Source organism: Vibrio sp. McD22-P3, from assembly GCF_021568915.1.
Taxonomy (GTDB): Bacteria; Pseudomonadota; Gammaproteobacteria; order Enterobacterales; family Vibrionaceae; genus Vibrio; species Vibrio mediterranei.
The window spans coordinates 47,203-65,488 of record NZ_JAKGTN010000010.1 but is presented as its reverse complement, the minus strand read 5'-3'; the positions used below and the strand labels follow the sequence as shown (position 1 = coordinate 65,488).

The 18,286-nt window shown below is 43.7% G+C and carries 18 protein-coding genes; 12 read left to right on the top strand and 6 right to left on the bottom strand.

Translation table 11 applies throughout. The features are described 5' to 3' along the window. Nucleotides 1–4: 4 nt before the first annotated feature. Nucleotides 5–808: a 2-oxo-hept-4-ene-1,7-dioate hydratase gene (hpaH, locus tag L2W36_RS13190; RefSeq protein ID WP_006069567.1), complete on the bottom strand. Its 804-nt coding sequence runs from the start codon at nt 806–808 to the stop codon at nt 5–7. Between the two features lie 500 nt (nt 809–1,308). Here hpaH and L2W36_RS13185 point away from each other — a divergent pair, with 500 nt between their 5' ends. The 4 genes from L2W36_RS13185 (at nt 1,309) to hpaR (ending at nt 4,749) form a co-directional block, all read left to right on the top strand. Further along, nucleotides 1,309–2,334 (top strand): TRAP transporter substrate-binding protein, encoded by a 1,026-nt coding sequence (locus tag L2W36_RS13185; RefSeq protein WP_006069566.1) that lies wholly within the window; start codon nt 1,309–1,311, stop codon nt 2,332–2,334. Between the two features lie 5 nt (nt 2,335–2,339). Continuing rightward, nucleotides 2,340–2,867, top strand: a complete 528-nt coding sequence (locus tag L2W36_RS13180) for a TRAP transporter small permease (protein WP_006069565.1) — start codon at nt 2,340–2,342, stop codon at nt 2,865–2,867. Beyond that, the gene (locus L2W36_RS13175; RefSeq protein ID WP_124942190.1) at nt 2,868–4,166 is read left to right on the top strand and encodes a TRAP transporter large permease; all 1,299 of its coding nucleotides are present in this window, start codon (nt 2,868–2,870) and stop codon (nt 4,164–4,166) included. Between the two features lie 145 nt (nt 4,167–4,311). After that, nucleotides 4,312–4,749 carry a homoprotocatechuate degradation operon regulator HpaR gene (gene hpaR, locus L2W36_RS13170; protein ID WP_006069563.1) on the top strand — a complete coding sequence of 146 codons (438 nt, stop codon included), beginning with the start codon at nt 4,312–4,314 and terminating at the stop codon, nt 4,747–4,749. A 50-nt stretch (nt 4,750–4,799) separates the two neighbouring features. Here the strand turns inward: hpaR and hpaC are convergent, their stop codons facing one another. Next, nucleotides 4,800–5,306, bottom strand: coding sequence for a 4-hydroxyphenylacetate 3-monooxygenase, reductase component (gene hpaC / locus L2W36_RS13165; protein WP_236110227.1), 507 nt, complete (start codon nt 5,304–5,306; stop codon nt 4,800–4,802). Between the two features lie 251 nt (nt 5,307–5,557). Here hpaC and L2W36_RS13160 point away from each other — a divergent pair, with 251 nt between their 5' ends. The 4 genes from L2W36_RS13160 to L2W36_RS13145 all read left to right on the top strand — a co-directional run bounded on the left by L2W36_RS13160 (nt 5,558) and on the right by L2W36_RS13145 (nt 8,584). Continuing rightward, nucleotides 5,558–6,721: a threonine/serine ThrE exporter family protein gene (locus L2W36_RS13160; protein ID WP_236110226.1), complete on the top strand. Its 1,164-nt coding sequence runs from the start codon at nt 5,558–5,560 to the stop codon at nt 6,719–6,721. A gap of 436 nt (nt 6,722–7,157) precedes the next feature. Continuing rightward, nucleotides 7,158–7,367 carry a cold-shock protein gene (locus L2W36_RS13155; protein WP_006069560.1) on the top strand — a complete coding sequence of 70 codons (210 nt, stop codon included), beginning with the start codon at nt 7,158–7,160 and terminating at the stop codon, nt 7,365–7,367. Between the two features lie 144 nt (nt 7,368–7,511). After that, entirely contained in the window at nt 7,512–8,048 is a 537-nt protein-coding gene (locus L2W36_RS13150) for a YaeQ family protein (RefSeq protein WP_236110225.1), read from the top strand. Further along, nucleotides 8,045–8,584, top strand: a complete 540-nt coding sequence (locus tag L2W36_RS13145) for a hypothetical protein (RefSeq protein WP_236110224.1) — start codon at nt 8,045–8,047, stop codon at nt 8,582–8,584. The genes L2W36_RS13150 and L2W36_RS13145 overlap by 4 nt, the downstream gene beginning before the upstream one ends. A 27-nt stretch (nt 8,585–8,611) precedes the next feature. Here L2W36_RS13145 and hmpA read toward each other — a convergent pair whose 3' ends face one another. Next, nucleotides 8,612–9,811 (bottom strand): NO-inducible flavohemoprotein, encoded by a 1,200-nt coding sequence (hmpA, locus tag L2W36_RS13140; RefSeq protein ID WP_171390959.1) that lies wholly within the window; start codon nt 9,809–9,811, stop codon nt 8,612–8,614. A 303-nt stretch (nt 9,812–10,114) separates the two neighbouring features. Between hmpA and norR the strand changes: the two genes are divergently transcribed. After that, nucleotides 10,115–11,698: a nitric oxide reductase transcriptional regulator NorR gene (gene norR / locus L2W36_RS13135; RefSeq protein WP_006069556.1), complete on the top strand. Its 1,584-nt coding sequence runs from the start codon at nt 10,115–10,117 to the stop codon at nt 11,696–11,698. Between the two features lie 107 nt (nt 11,699–11,805). Then, the gene (locus tag L2W36_RS13130) at nt 11,806–12,165 is read left to right on the top strand and encodes a glutaredoxin family protein (protein ID WP_088878657.1); all 360 of its coding nucleotides are present in this window, start codon (nt 11,806–11,808) and stop codon (nt 12,163–12,165) included. Between the two features lie 198 nt (nt 12,166–12,363). Here the strand turns inward: L2W36_RS13130 and L2W36_RS13125 are convergent, their stop codons facing one another. The 3 genes from L2W36_RS13125 to L2W36_RS13115 are packed head-to-tail and all read right to left on the bottom strand — an operon-like array spanning nt 12,364 to nt 15,959. Further along, entirely contained in the window at nt 12,364–13,104 is a 741-nt protein-coding gene (locus tag L2W36_RS13125) for a type 1 glutamine amidotransferase (protein WP_062461183.1), read from the bottom strand. Between the two features lie 7 nt (nt 13,105–13,111). Further along, on the bottom strand, nt 13,112–14,608 hold the full coding sequence (locus tag L2W36_RS13120) for a CoA-acylating methylmalonate-semialdehyde dehydrogenase (protein ID WP_124942192.1): 1,497 nt from the start codon (nt 14,606–14,608) through the stop codon (nt 13,112–13,114). Nucleotides 14,609–14,612: 4 nt separating this feature from the next. Then, a complete protein-coding gene (locus L2W36_RS13115) occupies nt 14,613–15,959 on the bottom strand; it encodes an aspartate aminotransferase family protein (protein ID WP_006069552.1) in 1,347 nt (448 codons plus the stop codon). A 237-nt stretch (nt 15,960–16,196) separates the two neighbouring features. Here L2W36_RS13115 and L2W36_RS13110 point away from each other — a divergent pair, with 237 nt between their 5' ends. Both L2W36_RS13110 and L2W36_RS13105 read left to right on the top strand, forming a co-directional pair. Continuing rightward, the gene (locus L2W36_RS13110) at nt 16,197–16,745 is read left to right on the top strand and encodes a cupin domain-containing protein (RefSeq protein ID WP_038227041.1); all 549 of its coding nucleotides are present in this window, start codon (nt 16,197–16,199) and stop codon (nt 16,743–16,745) included. Between the two features lie 17 nt (nt 16,746–16,762). Continuing rightward, nucleotides 16,763–18,250, top strand: coding sequence for an aldehyde dehydrogenase (locus L2W36_RS13105; RefSeq protein ID WP_236110223.1), 1,488 nt, complete (start codon nt 16,763–16,765; stop codon nt 18,248–18,250). Nucleotides 18,251–18,286 lie beyond the last annotated feature (36 nt).

Here is an 18,286-nt window from a genome sequence, read left to right as displayed (position 1 = left end):
ATCCTTAAACAAATTTGACCGAGATTCCGCCTAATGGACCAAAGTCCGCGTGAATCGTATCTCCCTCTTTCACTGCTACGGGACGAGTGAAAGAACCCGCTAAAATGACCTGTCCAGGCTCTAATGAAACACCATGCGGTGCAAAGCGTTTGCATACCCAACATATACCATTCGCAGGATGCCCTAATACGCCAGCTGCCAACCCGGTTTCTTCAATTTGTCCGTTGAGGTAAAGCATGGCGCCTGCCCAACGAAGGTCTAATTCTGTAGGTTTAATTGGCCTTCCACCGATAATGATTCCTCCGTTAGCCGCGTTATCCGCGATTGTGTCGTAAACTTTTCGCGTATAACCAGTTTCGGGATCAGTTCGGTGACAACGAGCAGCTATCAGCTCCAATGCTGGAACCACATAGTCGGTAGCATTAAGCACATCAAAAATAGTGACATTGTCACCTTCTAGTTTTTCTTTTAGTACGAAGGCAAGCTCAACCTCAATACGAGGATCGAGAAAGTCGCCAACAGGTATCTGTGAGCCGTCTGAAAAAAACATGTCGTCGAGCAGTACGCCATAATCCGGTTGATCAATGCTGACTGCCATTTGCATCGCTCGAGACGTAAGGCCAATTTTGTAACCTTTGACTTTTGCACCCTCTCTTTTCTTCCTATCTACCCATCGACTTTGAATTTTGTATGCGTCTTCCATCGACATTTCTGGGTAATCAAGCGTAAGAGCGGTAATTTGCTCTCTATTCTTCTCTGCTTTATAAAGGCGTTCCGCAGCTACTTGAATTTGCTCTTCTGTTAACATTCGACTTCCTTTCGTTTCAGTACTGACTTCTATTTCGACCTTTTAATTATCAACTGGCCTTTGCAAACCGAGCGACACACCCGCCGATTTAATTAACATGTTAAGTACTTTAGTTAATATATTAAATAAAGTCCAGAAACCCAAATGAACAACATAAGACACTGATATTTATATATTATTTGATATATTCTCGTTTTATAGACCATGAGACTGTAATCCATTTACATTGTAAAATTGATTAACATCACACTATTGTGCCAACAGAAGAAGTGAAATGAGGTTTTTATCACTTAGTTCTTTTTATAAACCTGTGATTAATTTTTGATTCATTGATCTAGTTAACATATTAAGCATTTTGCCTACATTTAATTAACACAACAGATTCGCATTCTGATAAAAGTAGTTAATATATTAAGTATTCAAACAACGACTCACTAAGTGGGCAATGCTCAAGCAGGAACAGAGCAATAAATAAACCGTGAAACGAAAGGAAATACGTTATGCGAGTAAACAAAGTCGCCACCATTACTAGTACTGCTCTACTTTTATTAAGTTCTTTCTCTGTACACGCAGAACCAGAAAAAATAATTAAAATAAGCACTTGGGGCTCCCCAAACCATGGTATCAACAAAGTGGTTTGGCCAACTTGGGGTCAATGGATCGAAGAAGCTACAGATGGTCGGGTTGGTATTAAAATCGAGTATGATCTTGCACCACCTCAAACACAGATAGATGTAGTTACTGATGGTATCGGTGATGTAACTTGGATCTTCCATGGACATAAAGCAGGTCGTTTTCAGTTAACTCAACTTCCTGAAATTCCAACTTTTTCTGAAGGTACTAGCTCAGAGTTAATGTCTCAGGCTTATTGGCGTACATACGAGAAGTATCTGAAAAAAGGTCGTGAACATCGTGGCGTTGAAGTAATGGCGCTAAGCGTACATGGACCTGGACAACTCATCACCAAAAATCCAGTCAAATCACTAGAGTCTCTCCAAGGCAAAAAGATTCGTGTCGGCGGTGGTGTTATTTCATCCGTTGCTAAAGATATGAAGGTAACACCTGTCTTTATTCCCACCACCAAAGTCTACGAGTCGATCTCGCAAGGTGTCGTCGAGGGCGCTTATCAACCTGTAGAAGCATTGAGCTCGTTCCGACTAGCAGAAGTCGCAGATAACACTTTAGTGATTCCTGGTGGTCTGTACCGCGGTAGTTTTGCAATCGTCATGAATCTCGACACGTTGCATGACCTATCTAAAGAGGACCAAGAAGCAATTAAGAATGTATCGGGTGAGAAGCTATCGCGCTTATTTGGCAAAATGTGGGATGACGTGGACAATTCCGCTTATACCACTGCTTTGGAAGGCGGCCATACTTTCACTCCAGCCTCCCCAGAAATGATCGCTGAACTCAAGAAATCGAGTGAGCCATTAGTTTCCAACTGGTACAAGGTTGCGGAGAAACGCAAAGTTGATGGCCACGCGGCTTACGACTACTTCTATCAACAACTTGAACAAGGATTGTAGTAATTATGAATGGTTTTAGTATTGCTAAGACCATACAGCGAGGGCTTGAAGCTCTCGCTGCCATCAGCTTACTGCTCATGATGTTGATTACGTTTGTTGATGTGACTGGTCGATATTTCTTTAACGCTCCTGTGATGGGTTCGACTGAGCTTATTGAAGTATTGCTCGCAGTTATGGTTTTTATGGCGTTTCCTCTTGTCTCTTGGAATGAAGAGAATATTTGTGTCGACCTTCTGGATAACTACTTTCCTGAAAAATGGATAGGCCTAAGACAGGTGGTGATCAACCTCATTTGCTCATGTTCTTTAATACTTGTAGCCATGATGAACTGGAAGTTAGCCGGTCGCTCGTTGGATTACGAAGAAGTAACAGAAATACTCGAGATGCCACTGGGATACGTCACGTATTTGATATCGATTACTGGCTTTGTAGGCGGAGCATTAACAGGCCTTAACGCATTGCTTTATGCCAAGGGTCTATTTAATAGTAAACCAGCAAAAAATACGATAAACACAACGAGCAAGGAGGCTTAAATGATAGAGTCCATTATTGGCTTTACAGCCCTTATCATCATGGTATTTCTTCGCTTGCCACTTGCTTTTGCAATGGGAGTTGTTGGCTTTATTGGCTTTTGGTACATCAACGATTACAACTGGAACGCGGCAATGTCGATGGCAGCAAGACGCATTATCGACACCGGACAAGATTACAGTCTTTCCGTCATACCACTATTTATCTTGATGGGTAACTTTGTCACCAAAGCAGGGCTATCCAATGAACTATACCGAGCGTGCAATGCGTTTGTCGGCCACAAAAAAGGTGGCTTATCCATGTCGACCATTTTGGCTTGTGGTGGGTTTTCAGCGATTTGCGGCTCAAGCTTAGCGACGTCTGCCACCATGTCTAAAGTCGCCATGCCGCCAATGAGAAAATATGGATATTCAGACGGTTTGGCCGCGGCCTCGATTGCTGCTGGCGGAACACTTGGAATTTTGATTCCTCCAAGCGTCATGCTCGTTATCTACGGTCTATTAACCGAGAGCAGTATACGAGAGTTATTTGCCGCAGGCTTCCTACCAGGCCTACTTGGTATTGGTCTTTATCTCGCAGCCGTTCAATGGGTAGTCTTTCGATCGCCAGACAGCGCGCCTCCCGGAGAACGCGTTAACTGGAAAGGACGATTTGTTGCCTTAAAAGGGATTCTATCGACACTACTTCTTTTTGTACTAGTCATGGGAGGCATATACGTCGGTGCGTTCACGCCAACTGAAGCTGCTGGTATAGGTGCTACTGGAGCGTTTGCCCTTGCTGCGTATCGTCGTAAACTGAATTATCAGGTCATGCGAGATATTCTTGTCGACACAGCAAAAACTTCTGCCTCTTTGTTCGCCGTGGTCATCTGTGCGCTGATTCTATCCAATTTCATCAACCGAGCCGGTTTACCTACCGCATTGGTTGAAATGATTCAAGCAGCCAACGTTACACCGATGATGGCGTTGGGGCTGATTCTATTGATATACATTATCTTGGGTTGCGTATTTGAAAGTATGTCAATGATGCTACTCACCGTACCAATCTTCTTCCCTGTAGTGGTAGAACTTGGTTTTGACCCTATCTGGTTTGGCATTGTGGTCGTTGTCGTAACAGAGATCAGCTTAATCACACCACCAGTCGGGCTAAATGTTTTTGTGCTGTCTGGGATTATTAAGGACATCAATACCGGGACCATCTTTAAAGGGGTGTTTCCGTTTTGGGTAGCCGACATGGTTCGCTTAGCAGTTATTGTTTTGGTTCCAGCAATTGTTCTGTTTTTACCTAACATGTTGTATTAACTATGAAAGAGCTTTCCGTAGAGGAAAGCTCTTTTTCGTTTAGAGCAATGTATCTACATGTATTAACTGACAAATAACTCACCATATATCAATAGGATGACTTCGCCTCGTTTCTGATATATGGTTTATTACGAGTAAGGAAATTATGAAGGTTAACTTAGTGACTAAATACGAAGATTCTCTCCCGCTACAACTTATTCGGGCCAGAGACATCGCAATGGAATACTTTCGCCCAGTTTTAGCCAGCAATGACATAACGGAACAGCAATGGCGTGTCATGCGTGTATTGGATACGAAAGGGGAAATTGACTTTACTACACTCTCCCGCGAATCTTGTATTCTAAGCCCAAGTCTGACTGGCATCATTAACAGGCTAGAGAAGCTTGGTTACGTTGAAAAGAAAAAATGCGAACATGACGGTCGTAAATCATACATCCATTTGACCAATAAAGCCGTTGCGCTGGTTGAGACGCTTCGACCTCGCATCGAAGAGCAATATGTATCACTTAAACAACGGATGGGTGAAGAGAAGTACTCACAACTTTCCAATTTGCTCAACGAACTTATTGATAGCAAGCACTAAAACACCCGCTTAGGCGGGTGTTTTCAAGTTTAGAACTCTAACTATGGCAATTAGGCCACTTCCGCTACTTTGACGTCAGCTTGCAGATGTTTAAATTGACGGTCGAAGTACATGAGTGCGTCCTTATCCTGAGTCGTAATTGCTTCAACCTCTAAGAACAACACTGAATGCGTACCCATTTCTTTCATATCACTAATACGCCCTTCCAGTGTTGTTAATGCTCCTTTTAACACTGGAACTTGATATTGATTTAGGTTCCACCCTTCTAACGCAAAACGCTCTTCCATTTCCAATCCAGTCATCCCAGCGAAGTGCATGGACATTTCTTGGTGTTCACTCGCACATGTATTCACACACATACGACCATTTGCTTTGAAGATCTCATTTGACGCACTCGAGCGATTGACGCAGACCAATACAGTTGCCGGTGAGTCAGTCACCGAGCAAACTGCTGTCGCGGTAATGCCAACGGTTCCAGCCTCACCGCCGGTAGTGACAATGTTGACCGCCGCAGCCAACTTAGACATAGCATTACGAAATTCTTGTTGTAGAGACATGGTATCTTCCTTATTTGATGACTTTAAATTGGTGCATTTATTAGCACTCCTTGTTATGTATCATCATTGTGGAGCACCTTGCTCGTACCGAACATAGACGGTTCACGCAATCGCTTGCACTTTTCGCAGTCCAGTGATTATAAAACTGCATAGAATTGACAATATTTCGAATATTCACTCTCGATAATTCTATTAAGCTCTGTTACCTTTACGCCATTAAATCGAGTGCTTTTAATTGATTAGACGGAACTATGCCTTCTCCACAAACCATCAGAAAAATCGTAGAAATTGGCGACACACTTCATCGAAGTGGTTGTGCTCCATATAAAGTGGAAAAGTACGCGCAATACTATGCTCAAAAGCACGGACTTGATGTAATGGTTCAAGCAACACCTACTGCTATCAACTATCAGTTTCCGGACAAAAACAATACGGTAGTAATGAAGCGTTTAAAGCCAGCATCCATTAACCTCAGTTTGCTCGCGAATACCATTATCCGTATCAACCAACCAAGTAACGAACCGCTTCCTGAGCCCGTTGGTTACCCTAAATGGGTGGTTGCCCTAGCCAATATGGGGATTCCACCAGCCTATCTTATGTTGGTAGGAAGCACGCTTGAAGCGATTGGCTTCTCCATCTTATTGGGTTTGATGGTTTGGATATGCCAACTTATTTATAAAGGTCGCAACTCCATTGCTGTTGAGTTTGTATCTGCGTTATTGACAGGCGTGTTGGTTGCCTTCATTGCAAGTACAGGTGCGGCCATTCCTATTTGGGCGCTATGTATTGCATCGGTGGTACTATTTGTGCCCGGCCTATCCATTGCTAACTCTTTGGAGTGTTTGGCGTTCAATGATCTCGTTTCAGGTACTGCCCTATTAGGACAGAGTGCCCTTACCCTCATCAAACTGTTCATTGGTGTGATAATGGGCTTGAATATTGGTGAAGCTTTATGGGGGCAAACAGAATCACTCTCTTATACCAATGAGGTACCACTCTGGCTTCATTGCTTTGGATTACTCCTTATCTCTACCTCAATCGGTGTGATTTTCAACGCTAGACCTAAGGATATTTTGTTGGGTCTTCCCGTTGCTGTATTAGGTATGTGGGGGCCATTTTATTTAGGCTTTGATAGCGGCTGGATCGTCGGTACTTGGGTCACCACTGTATTGATAACGTTATACGGTACATGGGTAGCGAAACGCTTGGATCTAACAGGCTCAATTTATATTGTTCAAGGCATTATTATTCTTGTTCCTGGTAGCCGCGTTCTCGTTAGTGCAAGTCAATCAGTGTTTGAACAATCGATTCTTCCGATACCAAACATCGGTTTATCCGCATTATTTATGTTCTCTGCTATCGTAGCCGGACAAATAACCGCATATTCGATCTACTCACCAAAGATTGAGCGATAAAATACTTAATAAGAAGATTATTTTATAGAACTCTAATGGGATTCATAATAATAGAATTGTTTGCAAAATCTTTACAAAACTATTAATTCACTAATCGAAATAATGTTTTATATCAAAGAGTTATACCAGAAGCCCTTGTATTGACTTAGATCATAAAAATAAGCTCGTTTGTTTGAAATGTCATGTAATTGACACTTAAAAACGAGCTGAACTTCAAATATTCAGCAACTTTCCAAGTAACTATCTTTGACTTAAGTAAGAACTACCTTATATTCATGACTGGCTAGAAAAATAGTTCCATTGTTTACAAAAGGCATTCGTTGAATTCTCGGAATTCCCCCGACGCGTTGTACGCAATAGCAATTTACTTTTCCACGCTATAGCTGCCGGATTTGGCAAACAAGAAACAAAAGATAGTAAAATTTAGGATATAGATATGTCTAACACAGTTACTGGTACAGTTAAGTGGTTCAACGAAACTAAAGGCTTTGGCTTCATTCAACAAGAAAATGGTCCTGACGTGTTCGCTCACTTCAGCAACATCAAAGCGGACGGTTTCCGTACTCTAGCTGAAGGTCAAAAAGTGGCATTCAAAGTGACACAAGGCCAAAAAGGTCCTCAAGCTGAAGAGATTACTTTGGTATAACTGCCAGTAAGCAATACCTTTGATAAATAGCCAGCTAAGCTGGCTATTTTTATATCACTTGAAGCACATTCTCTCTATTGTTTATACCCTTTTGCGCCCATAAGCGTACTATAGACATCACTATTCTACGAATTAGACACTCCCATGGCACTAAAACCAACCATATATAAGTTTCGCGTAGCGTTAACGGATATGAATCGAGATTATTATGACTCTTTTAATCTGACCGTAGCACTGCACCCTTCTGAAAACCATCAACGTATGATGGCAAGGCTCATGGCTTTTTGTCTCAATGCCTCTCCTGATCTGCAGTTCACAAAGGGATTATCGACGATTGAAGAGCCTGATATCTGGGAAAAATCTCTCGACGATCAGACCTTACTGTGGATTGATATCGGAGAGCCTGACGTTGAGCGCGTCAAAAAAGCGACACGTTTGGCTAAAAAGACCAAAGTTTACAGCTTCAACACTAAAAGCGACGTATGGTGGCAGCAAAACCAAGGTAAATTCGGTTACCTCGATGCCAGTGTTTATCGTTTCAATAATGACTCGATTGAAGCCCTCTCTTCGCTAGTCACTCGCACAATGGATCTCTCAGTCATGATTACCGGAACCTCATTATTTGTTGACGCAGAGGCTGGATCAGCAGAAGTGACGATTGAGGAGTTGCAAGACAAATGATCGAATTGAGGGAAGCGCTTAACAGTATTAAGGTTAATCAAATTCAACTTGTCAATGTTCAGTCTGAAGCACTGGATAATTTGTGTGAACGAGAAAACTTGCTGTATGCAACAGCTCAAGAGAACAAGCCAGAATCTAGCCCAACTCACCTGCTTCTTGGCCTTTTCACTAAGTTAAACGTTGAAGCTCTTTCCTCAGTTGAATCTCATATAGAGCAAATCTCTGAAATGAAATCCATATTCGATCAACAGCTTGAAGAGAAACATGCGAAGGCTTTTCGGCTACCGGTGCTGGAAGAGTTGCAACTCGTCACGCATATATGGCTATATATTCAAGGCTATCTTGGTATGGATTATAGTTTGGCCAATGACCACGCAACACAAACCAGTAGCGCAATCAGTGGATTGCTCGATCAAAGCGCTGATGCTCTACGTACCGACTTTAACCAAAGCTATTATCTTGGTTTTCGAGAATTTGAAGCAAACAAACCACCGTCTTCTGGATGGAAACGGTGGTTTGAGAAATGGTTCAACTAGCGAGCTGAATCAGCTCGTTAGCGGCGATTAAAGGTTGGCGTGAGGTCCGAATACCTCGTAGTGAATTCTGTCTCGCTCAACGCCAATCGATTCAAGTTGCTTCACAACATGGTCCATAAAGACTACTGGGCCGCAGGTATAGAAGTGACCAAAGTTCGTTGGAAGAGAATCTTTGATTTGTGCTAGATCCATTAAACCTGTGCTCGAATTATTGATACCCTCTGCATTAAGTGGTTCACGATACCACACTCTATGGTTCCAACCTTTTGCTGATACGATGGTATCTACCTCATCAATGAAAGAATGTTGCTGTTCGTTTTCACAGGCATGCAAATAGGTAACAGGATCGGACTTGCCATCCTTTGCCAACTGTTGAAGCATTGCTTGCATTGGCGTACAGCCAACACCTGCAGAAATCAGTACGACCGGCTTATTAACTTCTTTGTAGAAGAAGTCCCCTGCAGGAGGCAGTATTTCGATCACCGCACCCACTTCCACTTCATCATGCAAATAATGAGATACCAAACCTAGCTGGTCGCTGTTATTACCTTCCTTCTTGACAGAAATTCGGTAATTTTCACCATTTGGAGCTTGGGAAAGTGAATACTGGCGAATTTCTACATTCTCACCTTTTGAAGGTGTGACCTGTACACCTAGGTACTGCCCTACTTCATAATCAAGTACTTTGCCGCCATCTTCTGGAGTAAGGACAAAACTCATAACCAACTCAGATTCAGGCTTTTTATCAGTTACCACAAATCGGCGAGTACCGCGCCATCCACCGGTCGCCTTTTCACGCAACTGGTATAGCTCTTCCTCACGATCAATAAAGATTTGCGCTAAGAATAGGTAAGCTTCAGTCCAAGCTTCTTCAACTTCTTTGGTAAACGCATCTGGCGCCAGCTCTCTTAAGGTCTCAATGAGGTGGTGACCAACGATTTGATAGTGTTCTGCTTTGATATTAAAACTAGTATGTTTGTGCGCGATACGTTCAACGGCTGTAGTAAGCGCCGCTAAGTTTTCAATATTTTTAGCATACGCAGCAACAGCTTCGAATAGAGCAACACTTTGACGCCCTGTCTTTTGGTGCGTCATATTGAAGATGTCCTTCAGCTCAGGGTTGTGAGAGAACATTCTTTGATAGAAATGCTGAGTTAAAGCAGGGCCTGCAGACTCAAGTAATGGAATTGTGCTCTTGATGATTTCGATATGGTTGTTATTTAGCATATACGCTCCCTAGAAGGCTTAGACTTTTACAGTACGAACTTCGACTGTCTCATATTGTTTTTTTATAGTTTTAGTTGTATCCCTTGAGATATTTCTCTCGGGTATAGTGCGAGTTGAGAATCACACTTATTTGTTTTTCAACGAATACCTACAAAGCACAGAGCGTGCCAATTTTGAAATCCTTAAAAACTCTCACTTATTCAAGAGTTAACTATTAAATATCAGTCAAAATGACTGCTTTAATTTAGGTCAATATGACTCTATAATGCCTAGCATACTCATTACCATAAGTTGTAATCTCCTATGCAAGACATTTCTCCTTCCAACTTAATGGAGCTGACTATTGGCCTAGCCAGCAGCAATAACGACCAAGAACGCTTCGATTCGCTTATCAATACCATCAGAAAAACCATCATGTGTGACTGTGTTGCCTTGTTATCACTTCAAGGTGATACGCTTGTTCCTCTCGCGATGCAGGGCTTAGGCCGCGACACTCTAGGGCGCAGGTTCGTTATTAGTGAACATCCAAGATTCGCTCAGATTTGCGCATCCACATCTCCGGTTATCTTTGACGCCGATTCTGAGTTGCCTGACCCATTTGACGGCTTGCTCATTGACCACCATGGCGATCTTCCAATGCACTCTTGTATGGGTTTGCCTTTGATTTTTGGCGACAAGATGTTGGGAGCCCTCACTCTCGATAGCCTAGGGACTAATGCTTTTGACCACATTCCAACGCGCAGCCTAGAAGTATTATCTGCCATTGCTGCATCCACGTTAAAAATGGCACTAACTTTCTCTCAGTTGGAATACCAAGCCAAACAATCCAAACAGCTGCTTGAAGAACTCAACGTCGAAGCTTGGGAACGAGATGGCAGCGATATGATCGGTGATAGTGAGTTAATGCGCGTGTTGAAATCCGATATCGAAATTGTCGCGCCATCAGATTTTAATATCTTAATTCATGGTGAGACCGGTGTTGGTAAAGAGTTGGTGGCACGTAATCTACATTACCAATCAACTCGCCGACAGAATCCGTTAGTCTATGTTAACTGTGCGGCAATTCCTGAAAACCTCATCGAGAGTGAGCTATTTGGTCATGTAAAAGGGGCGTTCACGGGTGCAGATAAAAATCGCATGGGTAAGTTTGCGCTAGCCGATGGCGGGACACTATTTTTGGATGAAATTGGCGAGCTCCCGCTTGCGGCACAAAGTAAGCTTTTACGAGCATTACAGAATAACGAAATACAACCCGTTGGTAAGGATGAGATTCAAAAGATCAATGTTAGAGTCCTCGCCGCAACCAACCGTGAACTCAAGGAAGAAGTTGAACAAGGTAAGTTCCGCGCAGACCTTTATCACCGACTCAGTGTTTACCCAATTTCTGTACCGCCATTGCGTGAAAGAAACGGCGATATAGAGTTACTGGCAGGCTTCTTTCTGGAGCAAGCTCGACGTAAGCTTGGCATTAACCAAATCAAGCTAAGTCCAAATGTCGTATCTCATTTGAACCGCTATTCATGGCCCGGTAATGTTCGAGAGTTAGAACATGTTATTAACCGAGCAGCTCTGAAGGCGAAAGCAAGGCTGTTTGATAAGAAGGTGGTCACCGTAAGCATTGACGACTGTGGTCATTTTGACGATGAAAGCCGCATCACTCCGACCAAGCAAAGTAAAACAAGCGCTCCAATGATTGACCACTCGAAAGGCATTCGAGAGTCCACTGAAGAATATCAAAGAAGCTTGATATCCAATGCCTTAATTGAATGCGAGTATAACTGGGCTAAGGCAAGCAGAGTCCTTAAAACTGATCGAGCTAACTTGATTCGCTTATCGAAACGATTGGGAATTAGTGTGACCAAAAGCCATACCCTTTCTCGCAGTTAATGTTAACCGTACCAGAATCGTAAATAAGATGTTAATATTCGACGGTATGTCTCGCATACCGTCATTATAATTTTCTAAAAACAACAAGACTGCTCAACAGGTTATTTATGAAGTTCATCCGTATTATTCTTGGTAAAATCATACTGCTATTAAATTTCGTTTTCTCTCCGCGTGGCGTTAAACGCACGCCTGAAGCACAGCAACAAGCCGATCAAAAAGCGCAAACTATGCAGCTCTATCAATTTGAAGCGTGTCCCTTTTGTGTGAAAGTACGTAGAGAAATGAAACGTCAATCAGTCAACATTGCGTTGAAAGATGCTAAAAATGACTCAGTTGCGCGTGACGAGCTGCTAGCGGGTGGCGGTAAAGTAAAAGTACCTTGTCTGAAGATCACTCAAGGTGGTGAAGAGAAATGGATGTATGAGTCTTCCGACATTGTTTCTTATCTGCAAAAAGAGTTTGCTTAGGCGTCGTTATACAAACCGTTATTCCACGGTACGTTTAGTAATTAAGATAAGAATGCTCAGAGCCAGACACGAGTTGTGAGTAGCTCCCTGCCTGCGAAGGGGTGACGCCTATTTCAGCGACGGAGTCTAAAACTCGCTTTTATAACTTACCTAAAAAAAGAGCTCATAATGAGCTCTTTTTTAGTTTCCTAATTGCCGCTACACGGCTTGTTGCAAGTTTTCAGCATATTTACCTTGCTGCGCCATTACAAAGAAATTATCAATCCAATGCAGTATTAACGCAGAGTCTTGTGCTTTGTTTATTTCAATAAACGCTTGGTCATAATGCTGAGGCGTTAGGAGATGCTTACGCTTCTCCACCAATTTTTCTGTGAAGCTAGAGCTAAACTCAGGATGTCCTTGGACTGTGAATATATGATTATCTTTCACAAGCATAAAGTTAGGGCAAAAATCATTAGTAGCAATAACTTTCACGCCGCCAGGGACAATAATCACTTGGTCTTGATGACTCACTAATAGTCGCGCAGAGTCTACAGACAGATTCATCCATTTCTTCTGAGCGGTAATTTGAACTTCATAGCTGCCAAGTCCCCACCCTTTTTCCGATTTTTGCACCTTGCCGCCAAGAGCCCTAGCAATAACCTGATGTCCAAAACAGATGCCTACTAGTGGACGTCGACGAGCTTCACAGCGCGTTATCCAGTCCATGAGTTTGAGAATCCAGGGATGATTATCGTAAGCATTGTGTACACTACCTGTGATTATAAACCCATGGCATTCATCATGATGAGGTAACTCTCCTTTTGTCGCATCGTAGTTCTGAAAAGTGAACTCATTGTTGACCTCATAGAGAGAGGCCTCAATCATGTCTGCGTATTGACCATGGTCATCTGATAATGGCGAGTCCACATGGCCGCACGTTAATATCCCTATCTTCATTTATCACCTACTTCATTGTTGGCATTACAAATTCACTTTCTCTTTGCCCTTTAGGCCAGCGAGCAGTAACCGTCTTCATACGAGTATAGAAGCGCACGCCATCATTGCCATGAACATTGAGAGGTCCAAAGATTGAGCGCTTCCAACCACCAAAGCTATGAAATGCCATTGGCACTGGAATTGGCACGTTAACCCCTACCATACCGATTTCGACTTTTTCTGAGAAGTCGCGCGCGGTATCACCATCACGAGTGAAAATTGCAGTACCATTACCGAATTCGTGCTCATTAATAAGTTGCAGTGCTTCTTGATAATCTTTGGCACGCACTACCGACAATACGGGACCAAAAATCTCTTCGTTATAAATGGTCATGTCTGGAGTAACATTGTCAAATAACGTCCCGCCTACAAAGTAACCTGGAGCAGAGGTATTGATGCCACGCCCGTCCACTACAAGCGTTGCGCCTTGATCAACACCACTTTGAATGTATTCCGTTACCTTGTTCATGTGAGGCTCGCTCACCAATGGACCCATTTCGTTTTCAGGCGATACTCCCAGCCCTGGGCCTACGCGCAGTGCTTCCACTTTTTGTTTCAGCTGTGCCACTAATCGATCGGCAGTTTCATCACCGACAGCAACCGCCACGGAGATAGCCATACAACGCTCTCCCGCCGCACCATATGCCGCTCCCATAATAGCATTTGTCGCCCCTTCAAGGTCTGCATCAGGCATAACAACTAAGTGGTTCTTAGCTCCGCCTAACGCTTGAACTCGTTTGCCATTTGCACTTCCTTTGCTGTAGATAGCTTCGGCGATCGGCGTTGAACCTACGAAACTCACAGCTGCAACGTCTGGTGACTCAAGAAGCGCATCAACCACTTCTTTATCACCTTGGACAACATTAAAAACGCCATCAGGAAGACCTGCTTGTTTCAATAACTCAGCCAGCTTCAAAGACGCACTCGGATCTTTTTCAGATGGTTTAAGGATAAAGCTGTTTCCGCAGGCAAGCGCTACTGGGATCATCCATAGCGGTACCATCACAGGGAAGTTAAATGGTGTAATACCAACGCAGACACCAACTGGCTGCATTAAAGAATAGCTGTCTATCTCGCGTCCAACATTAAGTGAATGTTCACCTTTTAGCAGATGTGGGATACCACAAGAAAACTCAACCACTTCTAATCCACGTGTCAATTCTCCTAATGCATCACTGTGTACTTTGCCGTGCTCGGTAGAAATTAACGTAGCGAGCTCATCCGCGTTCTCTTCAAGCAAAGCTTTGAATCTGAACATGACTCGAGCACGTTGCAGTGGTGGTGTTGCTTGCCAAGCTTCTTGCGCCTGTTTCGCGACAGCCACAGCTTCTAGCGCTTCACTAGCACTTGATAGCTGAACTTGCCCTCGCAACTCACCATTTGCTGGGTTAAACAAGTCTGCGTTTCTTCCGCTGTGGCTCTCTACCATTCGGCCGTTGATAAAATTAGATACCAAAACTGACATAGTCTTATTCCTTGTAATCAATATTCTGCAAAACGTCTGCAATCAGAGTAAATAAATCGTCGATATGCTGCTTCTCAATAATCAGCGGCGGAGAAAGCGCGATGATGTCCCCAGTGACACGAATCAGAGCGCCCTTCTCGAAACACTTGGTAAAGACTTGGAACGCTCTAGATCCTGGCTTACCCGCAATTCCCTCTAACTCAATACCAGCAATCAAACCATAATTGCGAAGGTCTTTTACGTGAGGTAGCCCTTTCAAGCTATGGACCGCTTGCTCCCAATAATCTGAGAGCTCAGCCGCTCGTGTATAGAGATTCTCATTGCGATAAATATCTAGTGTCGCTAAACCAGCCGCTGCGGCTACTGGATGGCCGGAATAGGTGTAGCCATGGAACAACTCGATAGCTTGACTATCTGGAGCCACCATCGCTTGGTAAATTTCGTCGCTGACAAAAACGGCTCCCATAGGAATAGCACCATTAGTTAAGCCTTTAGCGGTAGTAATAATGTCAGGCTTGACGTCGAATTCTTGCGCTGCAAAAGGACTACCGATGCGACCAAATCCTGTAATAACCTCATCGAATATCAATAGAATGCCATGTTGGGTACAGATTTCACGAAGACGTTTCAGGTAACCTTTAGGAGGAAGAATTACCCCCGTAGATCCCGCAATCGGCTCAACAATAACCGCAGCAATGTTGCTCGCATCATGCAGAGTAACGATATTGTTTAGGCTTTCCGCCCAGCCGGGATCGTAATCAGGTAGCCCTTTGCTAAAGCCGCTATTTTCAATGCTCAATGTATGCGGAAGGTGGTCGACACCAGTTAACAGACTGCCAAATGTCTTGCGGTTATTGACAATTCCACCTACCGAAATACCACCAAACCCGACACCGTGATAACCACGCTCTCGACCAATTAGGCGCGTACGAGTCCCTTGTCCGATGCATCTCTGATAAGCCAACGCAATTTTTAGTGCGGTATCAACAGATTCAGAACCTGAGTTAGTGAAAAATACGCGATTCAAACCTGATGGAGCGATTTCTGAGAGTGACTCAGCAAATTCAAATGGCAATGGATGACCCATTTGAAATGTTGGCGCAAAGTCTAGATTGTGAATCTGACTCGCCACCGCTTCACTGATTTCATGACGCCCGTGTCCTGCATTACAGCACCATAGACCTGCTGTACCGTCGAGTATCTTGCGTTTATCTTCTGACGTGTAGTACATCCCTTCAGCTGAAACTAACATGCGTGGCGCTGATTTAAACTGCGAGTTAGCAGTAAACGGCATCCAAAAAGCATCCATATTTCCTGAACTAGTTGTACCTTGCTTGTTTATACCTTGCATCGTGCACTCCAACTAAAAATACTGAACAGCATTGTTTCTTTTACTAAACACCGCTAAACACTCGAACTACAACATGTAAATGCAATGTTATTAAATAATGAACAAAATTGACTATAGAACGTTTTATTTGCCTATTCAATGATTAAATTATAAACATTTGCTGGTTTTTTCTGTTTAGTGAGCTAGGATTGTGTTTAGTTTACTAATCACAAAGGGAAGAGTTGGAGATTTCGCCTAATGGAAACAGAAATAGGACCAAGGTTTAAAGCACTAAGAGAACGTGCAGGCTTATCACAGCGTGAGTTAGCCAAAAGAGCCGGCGTGACCAATGGATTCATTTCTCAGATTGAAAGTAACGCCGTAAGCCCGTCTGTCGCGTCGCTGAGTAAACTACTTAGCAAGATCCCTTCATCTATGGCGGAGTTTTTTGCGGTTGATGAACCAAAGCCTGATCAGTTTTTTTCACGCAAACAGCAACAACCAGAAATAGGCAGAGGAAAGATCAGCTATCGCCAGATAGGTCACTATCACGACGACAGGCAAATTGGCATGTTGAGAGAAACACTCGCTCCAGGTGCAGACACCGGAGATGAGATGCTCGCTCACGAAGGTCAAGAGTGCGGTGTTATTGTCCAAGGCGAGTTGGAGCTCACGGTCGACAGTGAAGTCGTCGTTCTACATGAAGGCGACAGCTATTATTTCGACAGTACACGTACTCACCGATTTAGAAATACTTCTGATATTGATTGCATCATTGTCAGTGCAAACTCACCAGCCAGTTTTTAAGGAAGAAGGTAAACAATATGGACACTATGACTTGGCATGATAAAGCCGAAGCGTTGAGTTTTCGTACTCAGGCCTTTATCAACGGACACTTTGTTGATTCAGTCTCCGGCGATACGTTTGAAATCATCAACCCAGCAACAGGTCACCTATTGGCGCATGTCGCCCGCTGCACAGATAAAGATGTCGAGCTTGCAGTAAATGCTGCTCGTCAAGCGTTTGAGAGCCGTGTCTGGTGTGGTCTACCACCGGCAGAGCGTAAAGCGATCCTACTTAACTACGCTAAGCTCATTGACGAACATAAAGAAGAGTTTGCCCTTCTCGAATCACTCGATATGGGTAAGCCGATATCAGATGCAATGGGATATGACGCGCCGGCTACCGCGCGCTGCATTCAATGGAACGCAGAAGCCATAGACAAAGTCTATGATGAAGTTGCCCCAGTAACAGAAGGAGCATTAGCACTTGTGACTCACGAAGCACTAGGTGTCGTTGCGGCAATCGTACCTTGGAACTTCCCTACTGTTATGGCGGCTTGGAAGATTGGGCCCGCATTAGCAACCGGTAATTCAGTTATTGTGAAGCCTTCTGAGAAATCACCTCTCACCGCTATTTTGCTCGCCGACTTGGCCAAACAAGCAGGTATTCCAGACGGAGTGTTTCAAGTGCTCCCTGGCTTTGGCCATGAGGCAGGACAAGCATTAGCGCTTCACAACGATGTCGATTGTATCACTTTTACTGGTTCAACCGCCGTAGGTAAAAAGCTGTTATCTTTCGCGGGTGAATCCAACCTAAAACGTGCATTTATGGAATGTGGCGGCAAGAGCCCCCACATTGTACATCACGACGTTAAAGATATAGAAAAAGCTGCTGCAACAGCCGCCTCTGCTATCTGTTACAACCAAGGGGAAGTGTGTACAGCAGGTTCACGACTTCTGGTTCATTCCTCTATTAAAGATGAATTTATTGAACTGGTTAAGAAATACATGGCGAATTGGCAGCCTGCCGATCCTCTTGAGAGTGATACTCGGGTCGGTGCGATAGTAGATGCTGCACAGTATGAGCGTGTATTAAGTTACATCGATATTGGTCAGACAGAAGGAGCAACACTAGCTTACGGTGGTAAGCCTGCAATGGGCAACACCGATGGTTTCTTTATTCAACCCGCTTTGTTTACTGATGTCACACCCAATATGCGCATCTATAAAGAAGAGATTTTTGGGCCCGTTCTATGTGTTACCAGTTTTGACTCGATTGATGAAGCGATCCAACTTGCTAACGATAGCGAATACGGGTTGGCGGCAGGTATTTGGACATCTGACATGTCAACAGCCATTAAATGCTCTCGTGCATTAAGAGCGGGAACGGTATTCGTGAACAACTGGGATGGCGGTGACATGACCATGCCGTTTGGTGGATACAAGCAAAGTGGTAACGGTCGTGATAAGTCGCTGCATGCTCTGCATAAATACACTGAAGTGAAATCGACGTGGATTGAATTAGACTAGAGTTCTCTTTCAACACAAGAAAAATAGCGAAGCTCA